The organism is Streptomyces sp. NPDC102437, assembly GCF_044765565.1.
Taxonomy (GTDB): domain Bacteria; phylum Actinomycetota; class Actinomycetes; order Streptomycetales; family Streptomycetaceae; genus Streptomyces.
Window position 1 is genome coordinate 26,389 of sequence record NZ_JBIWKI010000044.1, and the last position, 19,580, is coordinate 45,968.

At 70.5% G+C, this 19,580-nt stretch carries 19 protein-coding genes and 2 pseudogenes; 14 read left to right on the forward strand and 7 right to left on the reverse strand.

Annotation, left to right across the window (positions count from 1 at the left end):
- The first annotated feature begins 44 nt into the window (after positions 1-44).
- Entirely contained in the window at positions 45-572 is a 528-nt protein-coding gene (locus ACIRJP_RS34945) for a hypothetical protein (protein ID WP_404183258.1), read from the forward strand.
- Positions 573-576: 4 nt separating this feature from the next.
- Here the strand turns inward: ACIRJP_RS34945 and ACIRJP_RS34950 are convergent, their stop codons facing one another.
- The 4 genes from ACIRJP_RS34950 to ACIRJP_RS34965 all read right to left on the reverse strand — a co-directional run bounded on the left by ACIRJP_RS34950 (position 577) and on the right by ACIRJP_RS34965 (position 5,213).
- Positions 577-2,139: a hypothetical protein gene (locus tag ACIRJP_RS34950; protein ID WP_404183261.1), complete on the reverse strand. Its 1,563-nt coding sequence runs from the start codon at positions 2,137-2,139 to the stop codon at positions 577-579.
- Entirely contained in the window at positions 2,132-4,246 is a 2,115-nt protein-coding gene (locus tag ACIRJP_RS34955) for a hypothetical protein (RefSeq protein ID WP_404183264.1), read from the reverse strand. The genes ACIRJP_RS34950 and ACIRJP_RS34955 overlap by 8 nt, the downstream gene beginning before the upstream one ends.
- 116 nt (positions 4,247-4,362) lie before the next feature.
- On the reverse strand, positions 4,363-4,791 hold the full coding sequence (locus ACIRJP_RS34960; RefSeq protein WP_404183267.1) for a nucleoside deaminase: 429 nt from the start codon (positions 4,789-4,791) through the stop codon (positions 4,363-4,365).
- Positions 4,792-4,817: 26 nt separating this feature from the next.
- On the reverse strand, positions 4,818-5,213 hold the full coding sequence (locus ACIRJP_RS34965; protein ID WP_266732058.1) for a PLD nuclease N-terminal domain-containing protein: 396 nt from the start codon (positions 5,211-5,213) through the stop codon (positions 4,818-4,820).
- Positions 5,214-5,405: 192 nt separating this feature from the next.
- Between ACIRJP_RS34965 and ACIRJP_RS34970 the strand changes: the two genes are divergently transcribed.
- From ACIRJP_RS34970 to ACIRJP_RS34980, 3 genes are all read left to right on the forward strand, one after another.
- Positions 5,406-6,863: a menaquinone biosynthesis decarboxylase gene (locus tag ACIRJP_RS34970; protein ID WP_404183270.1), complete on the forward strand. Its 1,458-nt coding sequence runs from the start codon at positions 5,406-5,408 to the stop codon at positions 6,861-6,863.
- A complete protein-coding gene (gene mqnP / locus ACIRJP_RS34975; protein ID WP_404183273.1) occupies positions 6,860-7,777 on the forward strand; it encodes a menaquinone biosynthesis prenyltransferase MqnP in 918 nt (305 codons plus the stop codon). Before ACIRJP_RS34970 ends, mqnP begins: the two co-directional genes overlap by 4 nt.
- 205 nt (positions 7,778-7,982) lie before the next feature.
- Positions 7,983-8,648 (forward strand): DUF4232 domain-containing protein, encoded by a 666-nt coding sequence (locus ACIRJP_RS34980; protein WP_404183276.1) that lies wholly within the window; start codon positions 7,983-7,985, stop codon positions 8,646-8,648.
- On the opposite strand, the gene ACIRJP_RS34985 is transcribed toward ACIRJP_RS34980, so the two are convergent.
- Complete coding sequence (locus ACIRJP_RS34985; protein ID WP_404183279.1) at positions 8,633-9,256, reverse strand: rhomboid family intramembrane serine protease; 624 nt, start codon at positions 9,254-9,256, stop codon at positions 8,633-8,635. The genes ACIRJP_RS34980 and ACIRJP_RS34985 overlap by 16 nt on opposite strands.
- Positions 9,257-9,384: 128 nt before the next feature.
- Here ACIRJP_RS34985 and ACIRJP_RS34990 point away from each other — a divergent pair, with 128 nt between their 5' ends.
- Positions 9,385-10,059 carry a UbiX family flavin prenyltransferase gene (locus ACIRJP_RS34990; RefSeq protein ID WP_404183282.1) on the forward strand — a complete coding sequence of 225 codons (675 nt, stop codon included), beginning with the start codon at positions 9,385-9,387 and terminating at the stop codon, positions 10,057-10,059.
- Positions 10,060-10,067: 8 nt separating this feature from the next.
- Here ACIRJP_RS34990 and ACIRJP_RS34995 read toward each other — a convergent pair whose 3' ends face one another.
- Positions 10,068-10,202, reverse strand: coding sequence for a hypothetical protein (locus tag ACIRJP_RS34995; RefSeq protein ID WP_256260259.1), 135 nt, complete (start codon positions 10,200-10,202; stop codon positions 10,068-10,070).
- A 132-nt stretch (positions 10,203-10,334) separates the two neighbouring features.
- Between ACIRJP_RS34995 and ACIRJP_RS35000 the strand changes: the two genes are divergently transcribed.
- The 6 genes from ACIRJP_RS35000 (at position 10,335) to ACIRJP_RS35025 (ending at position 15,745) form a co-directional block, all read left to right on the forward strand.
- A complete protein-coding gene (locus ACIRJP_RS35000) occupies positions 10,335-10,790 on the forward strand; it encodes an Lrp/AsnC family transcriptional regulator (protein WP_266732066.1) in 456 nt (151 codons plus the stop codon).
- A 109-nt stretch (positions 10,791-10,899) separates the two neighbouring features.
- Positions 10,900-12,063 (forward strand): aminofutalosine synthase MqnE, encoded by a 1,164-nt coding sequence (mqnE, locus tag ACIRJP_RS35005; protein ID WP_356082823.1) that lies wholly within the window; start codon positions 10,900-10,902, stop codon positions 12,061-12,063.
- Between the two features lie 125 nt (positions 12,064-12,188).
- Entirely contained in the window at positions 12,189-12,716 is a 528-nt protein-coding gene (locus ACIRJP_RS35010) for a GNAT family N-acetyltransferase (protein ID WP_404183287.1), read from the forward strand.
- Positions 12,717-12,867: 151 nt separating this feature from the next.
- The gene (locus ACIRJP_RS35015) at positions 12,868-13,122 is read left to right on the forward strand and encodes a DUF4229 domain-containing protein (RefSeq protein ID WP_376633032.1); all 255 of its coding nucleotides are present in this window, start codon (positions 12,868-12,870) and stop codon (positions 13,120-13,122) included.
- Between the two features lie 426 nt (positions 13,123-13,548).
- Positions 13,549-14,892, forward strand: a complete 1,344-nt coding sequence (locus ACIRJP_RS35020) for a dicarboxylate/amino acid:cation symporter (protein WP_404183290.1) — start codon at positions 13,549-13,551, stop codon at positions 14,890-14,892.
- Between the two features lie 199 nt (positions 14,893-15,091).
- Positions 15,092-15,745, forward strand: a complete 654-nt coding sequence (locus ACIRJP_RS35025) for a TetR/AcrR family transcriptional regulator (protein ID WP_404183297.1) — start codon at positions 15,092-15,094, stop codon at positions 15,743-15,745.
- Positions 15,746-15,974: 229 nt separating this feature from the next.
- Here ACIRJP_RS35025 and ACIRJP_RS35030 read toward each other — a convergent pair whose 3' ends face one another.
- On the reverse strand, positions 15,975-16,526 hold the full coding sequence (locus ACIRJP_RS35030; RefSeq protein ID WP_404183293.1) for an SDR family oxidoreductase: 552 nt from the start codon (positions 16,524-16,526) through the stop codon (positions 15,975-15,977).
- Positions 16,527-16,705: 179 nt separating this feature from the next.
- Here ACIRJP_RS35030 and ACIRJP_RS35035 point away from each other — a divergent pair.
- From ACIRJP_RS35035 to ACIRJP_RS35045, 3 genes and pseudogenes are all read left to right on the forward strand, one after another.
- Positions 16,706-17,154, forward strand: a pseudogene (locus ACIRJP_RS35035) (acetyl-CoA C-acyltransferase); the annotation flags it as partial.
- Positions 17,155-17,300: 146 nt separating this feature from the next.
- A pseudogene (locus tag ACIRJP_RS35040) lies at positions 17,301-18,164 on the forward strand (long-chain fatty acid--CoA ligase); the annotation flags it as partial.
- A 403-nt stretch (positions 18,165-18,567) separates the two neighbouring features.
- A partial coding sequence (locus tag ACIRJP_RS35045; protein ID WP_404183299.1) for an SH3 domain-containing protein occupies positions 18,568-19,580 on the forward strand: 1,013 nt, incomplete at its 3' end.

The window sequence follows — 19,580 nt, forward strand, 5'->3', positions numbered from 1 at the left end:
CCCGTACGGGTGCGGATCCCGCGCCCGAGGGCCACGCTGGAACCATGACCGACGCGACCGAGGTCATCGAGCCCGGAACCAGCGAGACCCACGGTGACCTGCACACTCTGAGGTTCACGCTACGGCTGCCCCACCCCGTTCCGCGGGTGTGGGCAGCCGTTGCCAGTTCCGGGGGGCTGGTCGGCTGGCTCGCCGCCGCCGACCCCTTCGAGCCGCGCATCGGCGGGGCGATCACGCTTCGCTGGCTCAACACCGGCCAGGACGGGCAGGCCACGGTCGCCTCCGGCACCGTCACCGCCTGGGACGTCGAGCGGGTCGCCGAGTACACCCTCGAAGGGCTCCACGGCCGCATCCGCTTCCACCTGGAGCCACCGCGCGGCGACCATGTGCTGCTGCGGTTCACCAACGAGTTCCGGGGCGACGACGAACTGCGCCTGGACTGTCTGGCCGGCTGGCACGACCATTTCGGCTACCTCGTGGACGCGCTGGACGGGTACCCCGCCGACTGGTCGAAGTGGACCCCGCTCCGGTGGGCCGGGCTGCGTGAGGAGTACGTGGCGGCCGAGCGGTGACCGGTCACGGCGCCGAGGACGGCGGCAGGCACTTCGGGTCCGGTGGCCCGCCCTCCGGCCAGGCGATCGCCACGAACCGCTGACGGGCGTCCTCGGGCGCCAGCTCCACCACCGGAACCGCCTTGTTGTACGGGTTGCCGTGGTTGTCCAGGCAGATCCAGCCACCGGCCCCCGACACCTTCAGCGAGCTCTTCACCCGCGGCCACTGCTCGCCCACGTCCGCGAGGAGCGGCAGCCGTGCGTCCTTCGGGGTCGCCTGCCGGACGGCGTGCACCGCCAGGGTCATCGCGTCGTGCGCGACGATGACCTGGCCGTCGGTCAGCGCCCGGTGGTCCGTCGGGCCGATCGGACCGGCCGGCTCCTTCGACACCGTGGCCAGCAGGTCCAGGAAGGCCCGGTAGTCCGCCGGGGAACCGCCCGTCGCGCTCGCGCCCTTCCGCCCGGCCACCCAGGTGTCCGGGTGCGCCAGCGAGGCGTAGCGGACGGTCACCTTCCGGCGCAGTGCGCTCCGGTCGAGCTTCTTGTCGCTGCCGAGGTACGAGCCCTCGTCGCCGGTCAGGACCGTGATCGCGCGACTCTGGCAGCCGCGGGCCCCGAGCGCGTTGATGAACTGCCGCAGCTGGACGTGGCGCCCCGCGAAGAACACCGTCTCCGCGTCCGTGTCGCAGATCAGGTGGGTGATCTGCTGGAAGGTGTTGGCCGTGGTGCCCTCGTCGTTGGGGTCGCCGCGCGAGGTGAACAGCTCCGGCTGGTACCGGGTGCCCTTCACCAGCTCGGTGAAGGCCGCCCGCAGGGTGTCCGTGTAGTGGTCCCCGGTACGGGTGTCCTGCACCAGCAGCGCCCTGTCCGCCCTGACCTGCCCGAAGTGGGCCAGGGCGCGCGCCTCGTCCCGGTTGGTCGGTGAGACCCGTGCCAGGCCGGGGAACGGGTCTCCTTTCGGGCCGTTGGCGATGTCGTCGGCGGTGATCGTGGTGCCGACGACCGCGATGCGCGCGGCGGTCAGCTCCCTGACCGCCGACTTGATCTGCGTACTGCTGGTGGCGACGCCCGAGACGGCCCGCAGGTTGTCCGGGGCCCCGGTCATCGTCTTCAGCCGGTCCACCGCCGGCCGCCACAGCAGGTTGTTCTTCCCGGTGTTGGCGAGCACCAGACGGATCTTCGGCACCTGCTCGTTGGAGAGGCGGTTGGCCCGGTACTGCGCGGCGAACGCGCCCTGCAGCTCCCGCTGCATCTTCGTCTGCATCGCCGCGTTTGTCGACGTCAGCGGCAGCAGCAGCGCGATCGTCGCGTACCGGCCGGACTTGAGGGTGGCGTTCTCCCGGGCGATGGCCGAGGCGACCTCGGTCAGCTTCGAGCGCCCGAAGTCGTAACCGTCGCCGGAGACGCCGACGCACTCGTCGCTGCCCTGCGGCCGTTCGACCCCCTTCGCGCAGGAACGGTCCTCGGGGGCGGTCAGCCGGCCGATGCCGTACCAGCCGGACGTGATCACCAGGGCGCCGGCCAGCACCGAGGTGACGACCTTCTGCCGTGTCGTGTACCAGAGGCGGTAGCGCAGTGGATTACGCATCCGGGCCGCCGTTCCCCCGCTGTCGCCGCTGCCCGCCGCCGTCCGCGTCCGGCTCTCCGGGAGGCATGGACAGCGGACGCCAGGCCCTGATGTCCCGCGGCCAGTGCGTCGCCGCGTCCCACAGCACGCTGTTGCCCGTCGGATGCCGGCCGGACAGTTGCCGCAGTTCGTGCGCCATCTTGTCGATCACCTCTTCGTCCGGCAGGGCCAGTGGGTCGGACAGCAGCCAGATGCCGTGCAGCAGCCGGCGCAGCAGTACATGGAGCTCCGCGACCGCCGGTTCGAGCCCCCTCGGCGCCGCGTTGTCGGCCCGGCCGAGCGCGACCGCGCGCCGCGGATCGGGGCCGGTGTGTCCCCGGACGCGGGGATACGGTGCCGAGGCGATGAAGCGCAGCGATTCGAGCCACTGGGTCACGTCCGGCCCGTCGAACCGCAGCCGCAGATGCCCCACGCACGCCTCCGCGTCGCCCAGCACCAGTTTCTGGTGCAGCAGGTGCGGGACGCTGGGGCGGCGGCCGCCGGGCCCGTACGCCCCGCGCAGCGAGACGTGCACCGCCTGCCACACCGCGTACGAGGGATGGTCGTCGTCCCGGAACCGCAGGCGGTGCAGCAGCAGGGCGCGCAGCAGCGGATCGGCGACGAAGTGGCCGGGCCCGACCGGCCAGTCGTCCGCCCGCAGCGCGTCGCGCATCCGCAGCGCCACGTCCCCGTCCGGCGACCCCCGGCCCAGACGGCTCTCCGCGAGCAGCCGCGCAGACTCCTCGCCGTGCGCGGCGGCCAGCACGGCGAGGAAGTCCAGCCGCTGCCCGGGGCCGGGCAGCAGCCGCGCCAGCAGTTCCTCGGCGACCTGGGCGGGCGCCCGGTCCTCGCGCACCTCCACCGTGCGGTCCAGCAGCGACCCCGGTACCAGCGAGGCGGGCTCCGGCGCCTCGCCCGCCGCCAGCGCCAGCAGCTCGACCGCCAGCGGACGCCCGCCCGTCAGCCGGTGCACACCACGGGCCAGCCCGGCCGGGATACGGCTCGCCCGGTCGTGCCGGTCGAACGCCGAGCGCACCTGCTCCGGGGTGAGCGGGGTCAGCTCCACGGCCAGGATCCCGGCCGTCACCCCCGTGCCCCTGGACCAGTGCGAGCCGTGCGCCACCTCCGGCAGCCGCCGCCGCACCGCATGGCTCAGCCCCTCGTGGTCCCGGACCCGGGACGAGGCGAACACCGCGATCCGGTCGAGCACCCCGGCGGCCCGCTGCCGCAGCAGCGGCTCCACCAGCTGCCGGCCCAGCGGGGTGTGCGCGTTGTCGACGAGCAGCACCGGGCGGCCCCGGCGGGCGCCCCAGGCCAGGCCCCCGTACGCGGCGACCAGGTCGGCGGCGAGCGCGAGCACCAGATGGTCCTCGGCCCGGCGGCGCAGATCGCCGCCGCGCTCGAAGTCGACCGCCAGCTGCCGCAGCCCGGCCCGGCCGTTGCCGCCCGCGTGCGGATAGCTCCCGTACCAGTCGGCCGAGCGCCGCTGGAGGCGGCTGAACGACACCTCCAGGACGGTTTCGACCGTGGCCTCCGCGACCATTCCGGCCATCGGGGCCACCGAGTCGAAGGCGCTGGCGGCCAGCTTCGTCAGCACCTTGGTGACCCAGCCGGTCGCCGCCTCCCCGCGGCCGTCCACGGTCGCCAGCATCGGTCCGAGCGACTGGAGATCCCGCCGCGCCCGGGTCTCGTCCTCGCGGGTCCAGGAGATGGAGGCCACCGCCACCAGCCCGAGGCTCAGCCGGGGGAACTGCACCGGACGGGCGGCGCGCACCTTCGCCGTCAGCTGGGTGGCGAGCTCCGGCAGCGCTCCGGTGACCGGGGTCCAGCCGGGGCCGGCGTCCTCGGGGGCCACGACGGCCTCGCAGTCGACCAGGGCGACCGGGGTGATCTCCCGGTACAGATGGCGCAACTGCTTGAGGACGGCCGTCTTGCCCATGCCGCGCCCGCCGGTCAGCACGGCGACCGGGAGATCGTCGCGGTGCTCGTAGCCGACCCGGGCGGAGTTGTGCGGAGTGAGTCCGGTCAGGCGCGCCGCAAGTCCGTCGTTGCCGAAAATCGCCTCGCGCCCGTACAGCTCTCTCTCCACAGCGCCCCCAGCGTCGACGACCGATCCGATCTGTCACACCGTCAACACAAGGGTATCGCCCAGGTGTTGGAGGGGAGAGAGGAATTTCGAACGATTACCGGCCGCACGGCGGCGGATCAGCCGGCGCCGATGTCCTCGTTCCAGAGCCCGGGGTGCTCGCGTACGAACTCCCGCATGAGCGCGACGCATTCGGCGTCGTCGAGCAGCACGATCTCCACCCCGTGCAGGGCCAGCCAGTCGTGCCCGCCGCTGAACGTCCGCGCCTCCCCGATCACCACCCGCGAGATCCCGAACTGCCGCACGAGGCCGCTGCAGTACCAGCACGGGGAGAGCGTCGTCACCATCGTCGTGCCGCGGTACGAGCGCTGCCGTCCGGCCGCGCGGAACGCCGCGGTCTCCGCGTGCAGGGACGGATCGCCGTCCTGGACACGGCGGTTGTGACCACGGCCGAGCAGGGCGCCGTCCGCTCCGTACAGGGCGGCGCCAACAGGAACGCCGCCCTCGGCAAGACCCGTGCGGGCCTCGGCGAGGGCGGTGGCGAGCATGTCCGCGTCCTTCACGGTCGTGGGAGCTACTCGCCGGAGGCGCTGGGGCTCTCGCCGTTCTCACGGCGCTTCAGCTCCTCCTCGCGGCGGCGCAGGTCCGCCTCCCAGTCCTTGAGGAGCGACTCGTCCTTCTTGTTCTCGTCCTTCAGCGCCTTCAGGAACTCCGGATTGTCGTCCGGAGCCACCCACTGCGAGCGGTGGTTGCGGTGCCATTCGGAGGGCGTACGGCCCCCGGCGGGCGCGTGGCGCATCTTGCCCGCGGCGAGCCACACGATCGGGCCGACGATCCAGAACAGCAGGATGATGAAGACCCAGGCGATCTTCGGCAGGTGCTTGGCCTCGTCCTCGGGGGTGTTCAGGCAGTCGATGAACGCGTAGATCGTCAGCGCCAGAGGCAGGAGATAGATCAGGGCCCGGAACATGATGGAAAGGTCCCCCTGCGGAGAGTTGGCGGGGCTTGTCCCGCCCCGGTTCGGGCCCAGGGTAACCGGTGGCTGTGACATATCACGGCGAGCCGGGTGAACCGGCCGCAGGACGCGGCGGCGACCGGGTCGCGGACCGGCCGGGGTGGGGTCCTCCGGGTGATCGACGACGGTGATGACAAACTGGACCGCATGGCTTACGACGATCTTCGTTCCCTCCTCCGGGCCCTGGAGCGCGAGGGCGAGCTCAAGCGCATCAAGGTTGAGGTCGACCCCTACCTGGAGGTCGGCGAGATCGTCGACCGGGTGAACAAGGCGGGCGGCCCCGCGCTGCTCTTCGAGAACGTCAAGGGGTCCTCGATGCCCCTGGCCATGAACGTCTTCGGGACCGACAAGCGGCTGCTCAAGGCGCTCGGCCTGAAGTCGTACGCCGACATCAGCGACAAGATCGGCGGGCTCCTCAAGCCGGAGCTGCCGCACGGCTTCGTCGGGGTGCGGGAGGCCTTCGGCAAGCTCGGCTCGATGGTGCACGTGCCGCCGAAGAAGGTGAAGCAGGAGAGCGCCCCGGTGCAGGAGGTCGTCCTCACCGGCGACGACGTGGACCTGGACCGACTGCCCGCGCTCTTCACCTGGCCCGAGGACGGCGGCTCCTTCTTCAACCTGGGTCTCACCCACACCAAGCACCCGGAGACCGGCGTACGGAACCTGGGGCTGTACCGGCTCCAGCGGCACGACAAGCGCACCATCGGGATGCACTGGCAGATCCACAAGGACAGCCGCAACCACTACCAGGTCGCCGCCAAGCGGGGCGAGCGGCTGCCGGTCGCCATCGCGTTCGGCGCACCGCCCGCGGTGACGTACGCCTCCACCGCGCCGCTGCCTGGGGACATCGACGAGTACCTCTTCGCCGGGTTCATCCAGGGCAAGCGGATCGAGATGGTCGACTGCAAGACCGTGCCGCTCCAGGTCCCGGCGCAGGCCGAGGTCGTCATCGAGGGGTGGCTGGAGCCCGGGGAGATGCTTCCCGAGGGACCGTTCGGCGACCACACCGGCTTCTACACGCCGCAGGAACCGTTCCCCGCGCTGACCATCGACTGCGTGACCATGCGGAAGCGTCCGCTGCTCCAGTCGATCGTGGTCGGCCGCCCGCCGACCGAGGACGGGCCGCTGGGGCGGGCCACCGAGCGGTTCTTCCTGCCGCTCCTCAAGGTCATCGTGCCGGACATCGTGGACTACCACCTGCCCGAGGCGGGCGGCTTCCACAACTGTGCGATCGTCTCGATCGACAAGAAGTACCCGAAGCACGCCCAGAAGGTGATGAGCGCCGTCTGGGGCGCGCACATGATGTCGCTGACCAAGCTGATCGTGGTCGTGGACTCCGACTGCGACGTCCATGATCTGCACGAGGTGGCCTGGCGGGCGCTCGGCAACACGGACTACGCGCGGGACCTGACCGTCACCGAGGGGCCGGTCGACCATCTCGACCACGCCTCCTACCAGCAGTTCTGGGGCGGCAAGGCGGGCATCGACGCGACGAAGAAGTGGCCCGAGGAGGGCTACACCCGGGACGGGGGCTGGCCGGACATGGTCGAGTCCGATCCTCAGACGGCGGCGAAGGTCGACCGCCGGTGGAAGGAATACGGACTGTGAGCGCCGCCGAAGCAGCACTGGGCTCAGAGCCCGTACAGCCGAACAGCAAGGTCAAGGCGTTCCTGCGGCTCGTGATGATCGAGCACTCGGTCTTCGCGCTGCCGTTCGCGTACATCGCCGCCCTGACCGCGATGTTCCAGGCGGACGGGTCCATCGACTGGGTCACGCTGCTGCTCGTCACCGTCGCGATGGTGGGGCTGCGGACCTTCGCGATGGCCTGCAACCGGATCATCGACCGGGAGATCGACGCCCGTAACCCGCGCACCGCGAGCCGGGAGCTGGTCACCGGGGCGGTCTCGGTGAAGTCCGCGTGGACGGGGGCGCTCTTCGCCGTCGTACTCTTCCTCGGTGCGGCCGCGCTGCTGAACCCGCTCTGTCTGGCGCTCGCACCGGTCGCCGTCGTGCCGATGGTGGTCTATCCGTACGGGAAGCGGTTCACCCACTACCCCCACGCCATCCTCGGCATCGCGCAGGCCATAGGGCCGATCGGCGCCTGGCTGGCGGTGACCGGCAGCTGGTCGTGGGACGCGGTGATCCTCGGTCTCGCGGTGGGCATCTGGATCGGCGGCTTCGACCTGATCTTCGGCTGCCAGGACGTCCAGGCGGACCGGGCGCACGGGGTGCGCTCGGTGCCGGCCCGCTTCGGCATCCCGGCCGCGCTGTGGGGCGCGCGGGTCTGCCACGTGGTGACGACCGGGCTGCTGGTCTGGTTCGGGCTGGCCACCGAGGCCGGGCTGTTCTACTGGATCGGCATGGCGGTCGTCGCCGTCGCGTTCGTGTACGAGCACCGGGTGGTGCGGCCGCACGATCTGTCCCGGCTGAACCGGGCGTTCTTCTCGGTCAACGGGTTCATCGGGATCGCGCTCTTCGCCTGCGCGCTGCTGGATCTGCTGGTGCGGGGCCTGACGGTCTGAGCCGGTTTTGTGCCTGTCGGGCGGCGTGTCGGGGCGTGTCCGTCCGCGTGTGTAACAGGGATGTCTTAGGGATGTATTAGGGGGTGGCCGGGCGGAACGCGTTGCCCGGCCAGGTGGCTCTTGGTGATCAGGAACGCTCGCTCGTACGGACTCGTACCGGGCGACCGGCACCTCCCACCGAACCACCGAACCTGAGGACGAAATGATGCGCGTACGCAAGCTCACCTTCGCAGCACTGGCCGTTGCCGCAGGCCTCTCGCTCACGGCCTGCCAGAACGGCGAGGACGACATGGGGCAGAGCGCCCCGTCGTCCGCGGCCGGAGCGTCCTCCACGAGCGGCGGTTCGGGCTCGGGCGGTTCGGAGCAGGACGGCGCGAAGGACTCCGCCGGGAAGGGCTCCGGCGGGCAGGGCACGGCCGCCGGGACCGGCTCCAATGTGAACGGCAAGGTCGGCAAGTGCCGCACCGACGAGCTGGAGATCACGGCGTCGGACAGCACCATCGACGGCGACACCGACGGGACCGTCGCGGTGCAGCTGAAGAACGGCGGCGGCCGGGACTGCGTGCTCTCCGGGTACGCGGGCGTCGACCTGAAGACCAGCGCGGGATCGCTGTCCGCGGAGCGCACCGGTGAGAAGGCCACCCCGATGACCCTCAAGGACGGGAAGTCGGTGTACTTCGGCATCACCTACCCGGTCAACGAGTCGGGCGGCTCCGGCGTCCGCATCACGGGGCTGGTGGTGACCCCGCCGGACGAGACGAAGTCGGTCACCCTCGACTGGCCGGGCGCCGCCACGCTGCCGGTCACGGACGGCTCCGGCTCCCAGGTGAAGGTCGGCCCGATGGGGAGCGCCGGTCAGGGCGAGGGCTGAGCCGGACGCAAGAGGATCCGACCGCGCGCGGGGCGGCGGAAGACGAACGCCGCCGCCACGCCCGCCGCCAGTCCGAAGAGGTGGCCCTGCCAGCTGACCGAGGTGTTGGCGGGGGAGATCCCCACCAGGATCGACGAGCCCCATACGGCACCTATCGCCAGGCCGGCGCCGATGTCGAGCACTCTGCGGTCGACGAAGCCCCGGACCAGCAGATAGCCGAAGAGGCCGAAGACCAGTCCGGACGCCCCCGCCGTGTTGGATCCGGCCGGTGAGACCAGCCAGACGCCGAGCCCGTCGACCACGATGATCATCGCGGCCACGGCGGCGAACCTGCGGAGGCCGCCGAGCGCGGCGAGGAAGCCGAAGACCAGCAGCGGCACGCTGTTGGAGGCGACATGGCCGAAGCCGAAGTGGATGAAGGACGCGGGCACGACGTCCACCAGCTCGGCGGCCCGGCGGGGCTCGATCCCGAAGGCGTCCAGCGAACGGCCGGTAGCGGCGTCGACGATTTCGAGCAGCCAGAGCAGGGCCACCCAGCCCAGCATCACCTTGGCCGCGGCCCCGGCGCGGCCGCCCGCACTCCACGCCGGTGCGGATCGATCCGGCATCGCGGCCATCGTGCCCCCCGGTAGTCCCTGGTAGTCCCTGCTCCCGTCCCTGGAACGGCCGGGGCACCTTACTCGGTTCCGGTTTCGCACCGCCGGATAGGCTCGGGTGTGTGGATTCCGGTACTTCAGTGAGTCAGCACCAGCGGCAGCCTTGGATTGTCGGGGTTTCAGGCGCTTCGGGCACCCCATTCGCCGCCGCCGTGCTGCGCGGTCTGCTGGCCGCCGGGGAGAGCGTCGATCTGGTGGTGAGCCGGGCCTCCCGGCTGACCCTGCTGGACGAGACCGGAATCGCGTTCCGCGACGGGCACTGGCAGGAGGATCTGCGCGGCTGGCTGGCGCGCGGGGCGGACGGGAAGCCGCACACCTTCGACGTGGACGTCGAGAACGTACGGCACTGGGCGGCCGGCGATCTCGCGGCGGGACCGTCCTCGGGTTCGTACCCGGCGAAGGGGATGCTGATCGTCCCGGCCTCGACGGCCTGTGTGGCCGGAGTGGCGCTCGGGCTCTCGAAGGATCTGCTCCAGCGGGCCGCGAGCGTGACGCTCAAGGAGCGGCGGAAGCTGGTCGTCACGGTGCGGGAGACTCCGCTGAACGGGCAGACGCTGAAACATCTGGTGAGCCTGGACGAGGCGGGCGCCGTGGTGCTGCCCGCCTCTCCGGCGTTCTACGCGGGGGCGACGCACATCCAGGATCTGGTGGACTTCGTCGCCGGGCGGGTACTGGACGCGGCGGGGGTGCCGCACGACCTGTACCGCCGGTGGGAGGGAGAGCTCGGTGGCGGCTCCCGTGACTCCCGTGGCTGAGGCTGTGGTCAGCGCTTCTTCATGGCGCGCGGCTTACGGGTCCGGTCGACCCGGTGCGCGGCGGCGGGCTGGTGGGCACGCGAGCGGTTGGCCAGGTCCTGCAGCTCGCGCATTCGGGCGTAGGCCATCTCGATCGTGTACACGGTGGTTTCACTCCTGAAGATTCGAAAGCATTTTTTGGGTGTTCGGAAAGATTTGCAGGCGATGAAGCCTGCATGCCTTAGATTCTACACGTAGACTCGCGATACTGCTGAACAATGGAAGGTTTCAGTCACATGGACGCGGTGGACAGGCAGCTCATCCAGGCCCTCAGGGAGAACGGCAGGGCCTCGTACGCCGAGCTGGGGCGGCTCGTCGGGCTCTCCGGGCCCAGCGTCACCGACCGCATCAACCGGCTGGAAAGCGCCGGTGTCATCACCGGCTACCGCGCCACCGTCGACGCCGCGTCCCTGGGGCTCGGGGTCACGGCCCTGATCGGCATCTCGCTCTCCGACGCGGCCGACCACGAGGACGTGGCGCGCCGGCTGAAGGACCTCGCGGAGATCGAGGACGCCTGGTTCATCGCGGGCGACGACTCGTACATGCTCAAGGTGCGCGTCGGTGACGTGGACGGGCTGGAGAAGACCATCCGCCGGCTCAGCGGTACGCGGGGCGTCTCGCGCACCCGGACCACGATCGTGCTCTCCACCAAGTGGGAGAACCGGGTCGGGGAACTTCCCGAGGAGTCGTAGGCGTAACGTGGTGGAGCCCCCGGGAGACCGGGGGTTACGCCCGGTATCAACGGTCACCGGGAAACGCACGGCACTACGCACAGCACGTGGACAACTGGGAGGCAGCCGCATGGACGTCGGGCTCAAGCGCGAGCTGGAGGAGAAGGTCCGCGCAGGAGAGCGGCTGACCCGGGAGGACGGCATCGCCCTCTACGAGTCGGACGACCTGGCCTGGCTCGGCGGCCTGGCGCACGAGGTGCGGACGCAGCTGAACGGCGACGTCGTGCACTTCAACGTCAACCGGCACCTCAACATGACCAATGTGTGCACGGCGTCGTGCGCCTATTGCTCGTTCCAGCGCAAGCCGGGCGAGAAGGACGCGTACACGATGCGCATCGAGGAGGCCGTCCGCCTCGCGAAGGCGATGGAGGGCGAGAACCTCACCGAGCTGCACATCGTCAACGGCCTGCACCCCACCCTGCCGTGGCGCTACTACCCGCGCTCGCTCTCCGCCCTGAAGGAAGCGCTCCCCCAGGTCTCCCTCAAGGCGTTCACCGCCACCGAGATCCACCACTTCGAGACCATCTCCGGGCTCTCCGCCTCCGAGATCCTGGACGAGCTGATCGAGGCCGGTCTGGAGTCGCTGACCGGCGGCGGCGCGGAGATCTTCGACTGGGAGGTCCGCCAGCACATCGTGGACCACGCCACCCACTGGGAGGACTGGTCGCGGATCCACCGCCTGGCGCACGAGAAGGGGCTCAAGACCCCGGCGACCATGCTGTACGGGCACATCGAGGAGCCCCGGCACCGTGTCGACCACGTGCTGCGGCTGCGTGAGCTCCAGGACGAGACCAACGGCTTCCAGGTCTTCATCCCGCTGCGCTACCAGCACGACTTCGTGGACATGAAGGACGGCAAGGTCCGCAACAAGCTCCAGGCGCGCACGACGATGGCGACCGGCGCCGAGGCGTTGAAGACCTTCGCGGTCTCGCGGCTGCTCTTCGACAACGTCCCGCACGTCAAGGTCTTCTGGGTGATGCACGGCGTGCAGACCGCCCAGCTCGCGCTCCAGCACGGCGCGGACGACATGGACGGCTCGGTCGTCGAGTACAAGATCACGCACGACGCGGACAACTACGGCACGCCGAACAAGCTCGGCCGCGAGGATCTGCTGGACCTGATCCGTGACGCGGGCTTCCGTCCCGTCGAGCGCAACACCCGGTACGAGATCATCCGCGAGTACCCGGGCCCGGACGCCGGACGGCGCGAGTCGCCGCAGCCGATGCGCGTCTGACCCACCGGTCCCCAGCAGTGCAGAAGTACGGGAGCCCCGGCCGCCAGAGCTCACGCCCGGCCGGGGCTTTCTCGCGTGCTGGACAGGGCTTGAGGCGGCGGAACGGTAATAGCTACTCTGCGCTTATGGCGCTTACATTTGAGCTGGATCCCGAGATCGACGGCACGCTGCGGGACGGGATCGCCGGGCTGTGGACCGATGTCTCCAACGCGGGCGGCGCGGTCGGCTTCGTACCGCCCGTCACGGATGACGACGTCCGGCCCGAGCTCGCCAAGCATCTGGCCGCCATGACCGAGGGGCGCACCCGCCTGCTGATCGGCCGCGACGAGCACGGCGCCGTCGCCGCCACGGCCTTCCTCGCCCTCAACACCCACCGGCTGATGACCCACTGGCTCTGGCTCTACACGGTGATGGTCCACCCGCGCCACCAGGGCAGGGGCTACGGGCGCGACCTGATGGAAGCGGCCGCGCGGGCGGCCCGCGGGATCGACGGGATCGAGGCCGTCCGGCTCACCTGCCGCGGCGGCACCGGCGTCGACCGGTTCTACGCCTCGTGCGGGTACAAGGAGGTCGGGCGGGTGCCGGACGCGATCCGGGTGGCCGACGGGGACGACCGCGACGACATCGTCATGCTGCTGCCGCTCGGCCTCTGAAGCGCGCCCCGCCCCTTTGGCGGAGCCCTGCGAACTGATCGATTCCGGGGCATGCTTCACTGGTCGGGCAGGATCGAAGGACCGTCACACGTCGAGAGAGGGGCCAACTGTGTCCGCTGCCAAGCCGAGCGCGACCATTCGGTACACCGCGATGCGCCTCAGCATCTTCGTCGGCTGCTTCGTCGTCGCCGCCGTGGCCGTCCACTTCGGCCTGCTGCCCTCCGGGACGAACGGTTCCAATGTCGTCTGGGTGATCCTGCTGGCCCTGGTCCTGTCCGCGCCGCTCAGCTACGTGCTGCTGCGCAAGCAGCGCGACGAGATGTCCGAGCAGATCGTGTCCAAGGTCGACCGCGCCAAGGAGCGCCTCGAGGCGAACCGCACCCGCGAGGACCACGTCACCCCCTGACGGCCGCGGCGCCGCGAAGGTTCCGCAGGGGCTGCGTAACCTTCCTCACAGCCGCATGGTTTCCGTTCGAAACCCCAGCGCCGGAGCATCCGCTCCTGTACTGGGGTTTTGTCGTTCCCGCCGGGGTTCGGGGCGCGGTGACGGCACCGGTGCGGGGCCATCGGGGTCAAAGAAGAGCTTTGAGCTTCTCAAAGTTCAAGTGTTAACGTGTTCGGCATGAAGACAGCAGTGCGCCATCGATTCGCCGCGAGCGTCCCGCTCGTGGAGCGCCTGCATGTCGATCTCTGCCGCTGTATGTCCGCGGTCTGTTGCCGCAACGTCTGAACCGGCACCATGCAGCGGCGCCGCCCCTGACGCGGGCGCCGCACCCGTCCCCCCGCACGGCCGTCCCCGTGCGCCCCGATGCGTCACATCTGGAGTGTGTCCGTGTCCGCGAACCCCGCGTCCACCGCCGCCGGCAGTCGGTCCGGCTCCGGTTTCCGCATACCCAAGGTCCCGTTCTGGGCCCAGATAGTCGCCGGTCTCGTCCTCGGTGTCGTACTCGGCTGGATCACGCGTACGTACGACATCGGCTGGCTCTACACCACGCTCGACAAGGTCGGCCACATCTTCGTCCAGCTGCTGAAGCTGGCCGTCGCGCCCCTCGTCTTCTTCGCGATCCTGGTGTCGATCACCAACCTGCGCAAGGTCAACAACGCCGCCCGGCTGGCCACCCGCACCCTGCTCTGGTTCATGATCACCTCTCTGATCGCGGTCGCCATCGGCCTCGCGATCGGCCTGATCACCAACCCCGGCTCCGGAACGGGGCTCACGCCGAAGGACGGCAAGCTGCCGGAGCACGCGGGCTCCTGGCTCGACTTCCTCACCGGCATCATCCCGGACAACGTGATCACTCCGTTCACCGAGCTGAACGTGCTCCAGATCGTCTTCATGGCCGCCGTCGCCGGTATCGCCGCGCTCCAGCTCGGCGAGAAGGCCCAGCCGATCCTCACCCTCAGCGAGTCCGTCCTGGAGCTCCTCCAGAAGGCCCTGTGGTGGGTCATCCGCCTCGCCCCTCTCGGCACCGTCGGCCTCATCGGCTACGCGATCGCCGACTACGGCTGGGACCTGATCGGCAAGTACGCCACGTTCACCGCCGACGTCTACATCGGCTGCGCGCTGGTGCTGTTCGGCGTGTACCCGCTGCTGCTCGCCACGGTCGCCAAGCTCAGCCCGGTGCAGTTCTTCAAGGGCGCCTGGCCGGCCATCCAGCTGGCCTTCGTCTCCCGCTCCTCGGTCGGCACCATGCCGGTCACCCAGAAGGTCACCGAGCGCCTCGGCGTCCCGAAGGAGTACGCCTCCTTCTCCGTCCCGTTCGGCGCCACCACCAAGATGGACGGCTGCGCCGCGATCTACCCGGCGCTGGCGGCGATCTTCATCGCGCAGATCTTCGACGTCCAGCTGGGTGTCGGTGACTACATCCTGATCGCGTTCGTCTCGGTGATCGGTTCGGCGGCCACCGCCGGTCTCACCGGTGCGACGGTCATGCTGACCCTCACGCTGTCGACCCTGGGCCTCCCGCTGGAGGGCGTCGGTCTGCTCATGGCCATCGACCCGATCCTGGACATGATGCGCACGGCCACCAACGTGGCGGGCCAGGCGCTGGTCCCGGTGATCGTCTCGGCCCGCGAGAAGATCCTCGACCACGACGCGTACAACTCGGCCACGTCCTCCCCGGTCGACGACGAGGTGCGCGAGAGCGAGCCGCAGAAGGTGGCGGTCGCCGCGTAACCACGCGCACGCCCGGCACACAGGAGCGCCCCCGGTCCGCCTCGCGGCAGGACCGGGGGCTCCTGTGCCGTACCGGCCCGCGTGCGGCCCCGCGGGCTCCGCCGCGTACGACGGGGCAGGGGCTCGCGCCGTACCCTTACCGGGGAGTGGCACACGGGGGTGGGAGGAAGTCGACGTGGGTGCTGTGAAGAGCAAACGGATGCCGCGGGCCGTGCGTGAGCAGCAGATGATGGACGCCGCCGTGCAGACCTTCGGGCAGCGTGGTTACCGGGCCGCCTCGATGGACGAGATCGCCGAGCTGGCGGGGGTGTCCAAGCCGCTCGTCTATCTGTATCTCAACTCCAAGGAAGAGCTCTTCACCGCCTGCATCAGGCGCGAGGCGAAAGCCCTGGTCGGAGCGGTGCGGGCGGGGGCGGAGCCGGGGCTGCCGGCCGATCGGCAACTGTGGTCCGGACTGCGGGCGTTCTTCACGCACACGGCGGAGCACCCGGACGGCTGGGCGGTGCTGCACCGTCAGGCGCGTACGCACGGGGAGCCGTTCGCCAACGAGGTGACGGCGATGCGGGACGAGCTCGTTGCTTTCGTGACGGAGCTGATCGGGGCCGCGGCGCGCGAGGCGCACCACGACCCGGCGCTGCCCGACCGCGATGTGTCGGGGCTCGCGCAGGCGCTCGTGGGGGCCGCGGAGTCGCTCGCCGGGTGGGCGAACGAGACCCCGGGCGTCTCGGCGAAGGAGGCCGCGGCCACCCTGATGAACTTCTCCTGGGCGGGGCTGGAGAACCTTATGAACGGCCGTCCCTGGCAGTCGCCGGGCCCGGCCGCGGACCGTCCCCGCCGAGGATCCGGCCGGTGAGGTGGACGCGGCCGGTGCCGCGCAACTGGAAGCCGGTGGCGTCCGCCGCGTAGGTGACGGTGGCGGGCAGCAGGACGGGGGCCCTGAAGTCGGCCCGCGTGACAGCTGCCCGTACAAGTGACACGTTCAGATTCGGCATGGGTTCACATCCCCGCCGGGGCGCTGGCCCACTTGAGCGGGGACGTGACACTTGCCCGTACAAGTGACACGTTCGGATTCGGCATGGGTGTCACGCCCCCAGCAAGCTCTGGCCGCGGACCCGTACGACCTGGCCGTTGACGGCGGTCGAGGCGGGCTGGGCGAACCAGGCGGTGGTCTCGGCGACATCGACCGGGAGGCCGCCCTGCGCGAGGGAGTTCATCCGGCGGCCCGCCTCGCGGATGAAGAGGGGGACGGCCGCAGTCATTTTCGTCTCGATGAAGCCGGGGGCCACCGCGTTGACCGTGACGTCGTGGTCGGCGGCGGCGCGCGGGGCCAGTGAGCGGACCAGCCCGATGATGCCCGCCTTGCTCGCCGCGTAGTTCGTCTGGCCGTTGTCGTCCAGCACGACCCCGGCGGGGCGTTCGGCGCTCCCGGTGACTTCGAGGCCGGTGGCCGCGAGGAGCGTGCCGAGCTCCTCGGTGGCCGCGGAGTCCCCGGCAGTGAGGTGCGGCAGCGGGCCGTCCAGCGTCGGGGTCCCGCGCGACCAGCGGCGCAGCGGGGCGGGCTGCGGGAGCCCGAGCCTCCGGGTCAGAAAACGGCCGGGTGCTGTGCCGGTGAAGTGCAGATAGCGGTCGGCCATTGTCCAGACTCCCTGCTCGGTCGTAGATTTACTCCGGAGTAAGGTTACTCAAGAGTCAGGAGCTGGTCGAGATGATCCCCCTCGAACTCCCGCACCCCCGCAGGGGCGCGGTCATCGGAGGCAGCCGCGTTCCGTTCGCGCGCTCCGACGGCCCGTACGCGCACTCCTCCAACCAGCAGCTGCTGCTGGCGAGCGAGGAGTGGGCCCGCGCGCACACGACCTGGAGCCGCTCACCCATCTCTCCCTGTACGAGACCGCCGCCGTCGACTACGTGAACGGCGACGACGGGCTCCTGATGGCGCCCGCGTACGCCGTACCGCGCCTGCTGGAGCGCGCCGGGCTCACCATCGAGGACTTCGACCTGTTCGAGATCCACGAGGCGTTCGCCTCCCAGGTGCTGGCCACCCTCGCGGCCTGGGAGAAGCAGGGGCTGGCCCCCGTCGACCGGGACCGGCTCAACGTCGCGGGATCGTCGCTCGCCACCGGCCACCCGTTCGCCGCGACCGGCGCCCGGATCGTCGCCACCCTCGCCGAGCTCCTGGCGGAGCGCGACGGACCGTCCCGGGGCCTGATCTCGATCTGCGCGGCGGGCGGCCAGGGCGTCACGGCCATCCTCGAACGTCCCTGACCCCTGGTCCCCGAGGTGTCCGAGGCGTAGGCCATGCCTCTGATTCCTCCTGACGTCCGAGGCGTCCGCCACGCCTCGGACGCCTCGGACGAACCGGCCGCCGGACGGACCCGGCGGGATCACCCGACCCCACGTTGAGGAGCCGCACCGGCCGGGCCACCGCCGAGAAGATGGGCCGCGCCTCGTCGTTCGACCGCGCCGCCCGGATCGCCCAGCGGTACGGGGAGGCCGTCGAGGCCGCCGAACACGGCACCGGCCCCGGCCCCGGGCTGGGACTGCGGGCCGCCCGCGCCCTGCACGACCCGCTGGTCTACCGCCGGATCCGGGCCGCGCTCGGCGGCCATGTCCGGTACGCGATCTGCGGCGGCTCCCCGCTGGGCCACCGGCTCGCGGCGTTCTACGCGGGCGCGGGCATCGAGATCTTCGAGGGCTACGCGGACGACGGAGAGGTGCTGCTCAGCGGCGGTCAGGTGTGCCAGGGCTACTGGGACGCCGAACGGGGCCGGCCGGTACCCGTGCAGGAGGGCGGCTGGTTCGCCACCGGGGACCTGGGTGCGCTCGACGAGGACGGCTACCTCACGATCACCGGCCGCAAGAAGGACATCATCATCACCTCCGGCGGCAAGAACGTCACCCCCGCTCCCCTGGAGGACTGGCTGCGCGCCCACCCTCTGGTGAGCCAGTGCGTGGTGGTCGGCGACAACCGCTCTTTCATCACCGCCCTGTTCACCCTGGAGCCGGACGGGCTCGCCCACTGGCGGCAGATGAAGAAGAAGCAGCACTTGCCGATGCGGGAACTCGTCGACGACGAGGAGCTGCGCAAGGCGCTGCAACGCGCCGTCGACGAGGCCAACCGGCTGGTCTCCCGTGCGGAGTCGATCCGTAAATTCGCCGTCCTGCCCGTGGACTTTACCGAGGAGGGCGGCCATCTGACGCCCTCGCTGAAACTGAAGCGGGACGCGATCGCGCGGGACTTCGAGGCCGAGATCGAGGCGCTGTATCGGAAGTGAGCGCCGGGGGCGCGACGCGGTGTCTCCGGGGCGGCCTGCTCGGTTCCGTACCCGAATTCCCTCAGTTGTCCGACACAGTCCGCCGAAATAACCAATAGATCCAATTACATTGAGAATAAGGGCAGATGGTTGTGGCGGCCTCACTCCCAAGAGGTGCGGTCCGCGCTCAAACGGCAGATCAGCGCGTGGCGCATATGCCGATCACTCGCCGCGGCTGTCACATTCACGGCTCCAATCCCTGCAGAAGCGGTTAGGAACCGAGATGTGTAAATCGAGAAGTTGGGAAATTCTGTCTCGCTCGACTCTGGGCGCCATGTCGCTGGGCCTGACTCTGGCGCTGTGTCCCATGAGCGTTGCTCACGGGACGCCGAACCCCACGAGTACGCAGGCATCCAACCGAGCGATGGCCAGCCGGGTGCTGGCCAGCGTGTCCGGGACGGTCATCGCCAACACCTCTCAGAACATCCGCAGCGGTCCCACCACCCAGTCGGCGATCGTGGGCAGCGTGCCGTCCGGCGGCCAGGTGTCCATCGCCTGCCAGGTGACCGGTCAGAATGTCGGTGGCAACAACCTGTGGTACCTGCTGTCCAACGGCAGTGGCTGGATGAGCGCCCGTTACATCTCGACACAGACCACGGTGCCGTTCTGCGACGACTACCCGGGGACCGGCGCCACCGGTCCGACTGGGCCCACCGGTCCGACGGGTGCGACGGGTGCGACGGGTCCGAAGGGTGCGACGGGTCTGCAGGGTCCGACGGGTGCGACGGGCTTGCAGGGCGCGACGGGTGCGACGGGTCCGAAGGGTGCGACGGGTCTGCAGGGTGTGCAGGGTCCGACGGGTGCGACGGGCTTGCAGGGCGCGACGGGTGCGACGGGTCTGCAGGGTGCGACGGGTGCGACCGGTGCGACCGGTGGGACGGGTGCGACCGGTGCCAATGGCCTTGATGGCGCGACGGGTCCGACGGGTGCGACCGGTGCGGCTGGTGTCGATGGTGCGACGGGTCCGACGGGTGCGACCGGTGCCGACGGTGCGGCTGGTGCTGATGGTGCGACGGGTCCGACCGGTGCGACCGGTGCGGCTGGTGTCGATGGTGCGACGGGTCCGACGGGTGCGACCGGTGCCGCTGGCCTTGATGGTGCGACGGGTCCGACGGGTGCGACCGGTGCGGCTGGTGTCGATGGTGCGACGGGTCCGACGGGTGCGACCGGTGCCGACGGTGCGGCTGGTGCCGATGGTGCGACGGGTCCGACCGGTGCGACCGGTGCGGCTGGTGTCGATGGTGCGACGGGTCCGACGGGTGCGACCGGTGCCGCTGGCCTTGATGGTGCGACGGGTCCGACGGGTGCGACCGGTGCGGCTGGTGTCGATGGTGCGACGGGTCCGACGGGTGCGACCGGTGCCGACGGTGCGGCTGG

What these genes read in the sequence shown, in the direction of transcription:
- ACIRJP_RS35015 (WP_376633032.1), top strand. Translation starts at nt 12,868, where the DNA reads ATGCGCCTCAGCATCTTCGTCGGCTGCTTCGTCGTCGCCGCCGTGGCC.
- ACIRJP_RS34965 (WP_266732058.1), bottom strand. Translation starts at nt 5,213, where the DNA reads ATGTTCCGGGCCCTGATCTATCTCCTGCCTCTGGCGCTGACGATCTAC.
- ACIRJP_RS35010 (WP_404183287.1), top strand. Translation starts at nt 12,189, where the DNA reads ATGGCGCTTACATTTGAGCTGGATCCCGAGATCGACGGCACGCTGCGG.
- ACIRJP_RS34950 (WP_404183261.1), bottom strand. Translation starts at nt 2,139, where the DNA reads ATGCGTAATCCACTGCGCTACCGCCTCTGGTACACGACACGGCAGAAG.
- ACIRJP_RS34960 (WP_404183267.1), bottom strand. Translation starts at nt 4,791, where the DNA reads ATGCTCGCCACCGCCCTCGCCGAGGCCCGCACGGGTCTTGCCGAGGGC.
- ACIRJP_RS35025 (WP_404183297.1), top strand. Translation starts at nt 15,092, where the DNA reads ATGCCGCGGGCCGTGCGTGAGCAGCAGATGATGGACGCCGCCGTGCAG.
- ACIRJP_RS34985 (WP_404183279.1), bottom strand. Translation starts at nt 9,256, where the DNA reads ATGCCGGATCGATCCGCACCGGCGTGGAGTGCGGGCGGCCGCGCCGGG.
- ACIRJP_RS34970 (WP_404183270.1), top strand. Translation starts at nt 5,406, where the DNA reads ATGGCTTACGACGATCTTCGTTCCCTCCTCCGGGCCCTGGAGCGCGAG.
- mqnE (WP_356082823.1), top strand. Translation starts at nt 10,900, where the DNA reads ATGGACGTCGGGCTCAAGCGCGAGCTGGAGGAGAAGGTCCGCGCAGGA.
- ACIRJP_RS34945 (WP_404183258.1), top strand. Translation starts at nt 45, where the DNA reads ATGACCGACGCGACCGAGGTCATCGAGCCCGGAACCAGCGAGACCCAC.
- ACIRJP_RS35000 (WP_266732066.1), top strand. Translation starts at nt 10,335, where the DNA reads ATGGACGCGGTGGACAGGCAGCTCATCCAGGCCCTCAGGGAGAACGGC.
- ACIRJP_RS34980 (WP_404183276.1), top strand. Translation starts at nt 7,983, where the DNA reads ATGCGCGTACGCAAGCTCACCTTCGCAGCACTGGCCGTTGCCGCAGGC.
- ACIRJP_RS35030 (WP_404183293.1), bottom strand. Translation starts at nt 16,526, where the DNA reads ATGGCCGACCGCTATCTGCACTTCACCGGCACAGCACCCGGCCGTTTT.